Source organism: Microbacterium sp. CPCC 204701, assembly GCF_004010105.1.
Lineage (GTDB): Bacteria > Actinomycetota > Actinomycetes > Actinomycetales > Microbacteriaceae > Microbacterium.
In genome coordinates, this window is the sequence record NZ_RRYE01000403.1 from 1 (window position 1) to 2,560 (window position 2,560).

A 2,560-nucleotide genomic window follows, 5' to 3' on the forward strand; every position below is an offset into this window, starting at 1 on the left:
GCTCGATCCGATGATCGTGGCGACCCTCACCGAGCCGTTCGTCAGGGCGGTGGGGCGCACACGCAGCGCCGAGGGCGGTGCGGGGCTCGGCCTCGCGATCGTCGCCTCGATCGTGCGCGCCCACGGCGGGACCCTCGATCTCGCCGCCCTGCGCGAGGGCGGGCTGCAGGTGCGGGTGACGCTCCCGGGCGAGTTCTCGCGCGTCACTCTCGGACGCTGACGCGCTCGGCCGCGGTCGCGGTGGGATGCCGGCGCCCGGCTCGCCGCACCGCTGCCGCGAGCACGCGGGGAAGTGTGACCAGCAGCACGCCGATCGCCCCGCCCACGGTGTTCCAGAGCACGTCCGCGAGGTCGGGAACCCGACCGGGGATCGAGTCCTGGACGAACTCGACAGTCGCCGACAATGCGAACCCGGCGAAGATCGCGATGGGCCAGAGGCGCCGGCTCAGCAGCAGCGCGACGGTCGCCCCGAGCGGGACGAACAGCAGCGTGTTGAGCACGCGCTCCGTGAGGCCGCCGGGGATCCACAGCACGAGCGGCTCGGCCAGCGCCGCCATGGCCTGCACGAACACGCGCCGCGCGGGCGCGGCGATCGACGGCGGCGCGAGCGTGAGTCCCGCGACGACAGCGAGCACGATCACGGCGGCGAAGGTGCGGATGCCGCTGCGAGGGGTCGTGGAGATGTCGGTCATGAGGACGCCCTTCCGCCGGCTACGGGCGAACCGGCACGCCAAGTCCACGCGAGCCGATGTTGCGGGAGCGTATGCGAACCAGCCCCTCCGGGTCGGCTACTCGGCGGCTTGCAGCAACGGGATCAGGCGCTCGCCCAGCACACCGGCGAGGTCGGCGCTGATCTCGGCCGTCAGATGGTGCGAGTCGCGGTAGACGAGGGTGTTGCCGAGGATCGGCGGGCACCACTCCTCATCGCAGAGGTACTCGTTGAGGTCGATGAGCGCGATGCCGCGGGCCGCCGTCGCCGATACCTGTCCCTCGCGCGCGGCGCCTTCGAGCGCCCGCTCGCGCGGCTGACCGCACGCCTCGGCCTGCGACAGGTTCGCCGACAGGCACGGAGCCGGATCCTCGAGCATGTCGGGGGTGTCCGCGAGCACGGCGACCGGCACGTCCAGCGCATCGAGGGTGCGGCCGAGCGCGGCGTCCCACATCTCGGGCTCGTCCTCGACATCCGGCGACAGCTCCGCGTCGGAGAAGCTCGCGAGCAGCACGAGCGCCGGCTGCGACTCGTGGATGCGCTCGATCACGGCATCGCGCCACTGCGGGCACTGCGGATACGGGCTCCCCTGCCGAAGCGTCTCGATGTCGGCCGCCGGACACGAGCTCTTCGTGTGCACCTCGACGGCATACCCGGCGGACGTCGCGAAGCCCTCGACGGCGGGGAACCAGTGCGCCGCATGGGAGTCGCCGAAGAGCACGATGCGCGGGGCCTCGGGGTCTCCGTAGACGCAGCCGTCGGCCTCCGTCACGCCCGTCCCGCGGTTGCAGCCGTCGTCGTAGATCTCCGGGAGGCTCTCGCGCGCCTCGCGCAGCTCGGGATCGAGGTTCGCCGGTACGTAGTCGGTGCCGCGCGGCGAGTCGGTGACGACCGTCTCGGCCGCCACCTGCTCGACGTTGAGCTGGCGGGTGTCGGCGAGCGCGAACGCCCCGGTCGCGACGGCGAGGCACGCGACCGATCCGGCGGCCGCTCCGGCGAGGGTGACACGCCCGCGCGCCTTCGTGAGCAGGGGTGCCTTGCGGATCGGGTCTTCGACGTACCGGTAGAGCAGCCACGCAACCGGCACGCACGCCACCGCGATGAGCAGCGTGACCCACACCGGCAGCCGCCCGGGCATCGCGGCCTCCGGCAGCACGAGCGCCGGCCAGTGCACGAGGTACAGCGAGTACGAGATCAGCCCGACGAACGTCATCGCCGGCAGCGAGAGCAACCGTGTCGGTCCGCCCGCGGTCTCGCCCGCCGCGATCACGGCTGCCGTACCCAGCACCGGAAGCGCTGCGGCAGCCCCAGGGAAGAGCGTCTCGGACGAGAAGAACACGACGGATGCCGCGACCGCCGCGATGCCGGCCCACCCGAGCAGCGGCGCGAAGCGCTCGGGGATCGCCCGCGTCCGGCGCTGCAGCACCACTGCGACAAGGCCGCCGACGCCGAGCTCCCACGCTCGCGTCGGCAGCGAGAAGAAGGCCCACGGCTGCGACTGGAATGTCAGCCACATGCACAGCGCGAAGGAGGTCACCACCACCGTCACCAGGACGACGACCAGGGCGCGCCGCGTCCGCGCCAGCGCCCACGCGAGGGCGAGCAGCGCCGGCCACAGCAGATAGAACTGCTCCTCGACGCCCAGCGACCAATAGTGCTGGAAGAGCGACGGCGTCGACACCTCGGCGAGGTAGTCCGCGTCGGCGGCGGCGAAGAAGTAGTTCGGCACGTACAGCGCGGTCGCGACGGCCCCGGCCCAGACGTCTGCCATGAGCAGCGGCGGGTACCAGATGAGCGCGGCGATCACCGAGAGGATCAGCACCGCGAACGAGGCGGGAAGGATGCGGCGCG

The 2,560-nt window shown here is 72.3% G+C and carries 3 protein-coding genes; 1 reads left to right on the plus strand and 2 read right to left on the minus strand.

From position 1 onward, the window contains the following. Positions 1-220, plus strand: a 220-nt coding sequence (locus EIO58_RS15995; protein WP_240658936.1) for an ATP-binding protein, incomplete at its 5' end; no start/stop codon positions are given. On the opposite strand, the gene EIO58_RS16000 is transcribed toward EIO58_RS15995, so the two are convergent. Both EIO58_RS16000 and EIO58_RS16005 read right to left on the minus strand, forming a co-directional pair. Beyond that, the gene (locus EIO58_RS16000) at positions 204-692 is read right to left on the minus strand and encodes a VanZ family protein (protein ID WP_127820330.1); all 489 of its coding nucleotides are present in this window, start codon (positions 690-692) and stop codon (positions 204-206) included. The genes EIO58_RS15995 and EIO58_RS16000 overlap by 17 nt on opposite strands. Positions 693-788: 96 nt before the next feature. Further along, a partial coding sequence (locus EIO58_RS16005; protein WP_164861782.1) for an acyltransferase family protein occupies positions 789-2,560 on the minus strand: 1,772 nt, incomplete at its 5' end.

Bases quoted from the DNA above. Each gene is read 5' to 3' on its own strand.
- EIO58_RS16000 (WP_127820330.1), bottom strand. From the start codon at position 692: ATGACCGACATCTCCACGACCCCTCGCAGCGGCATCCGCACCTTCGCC.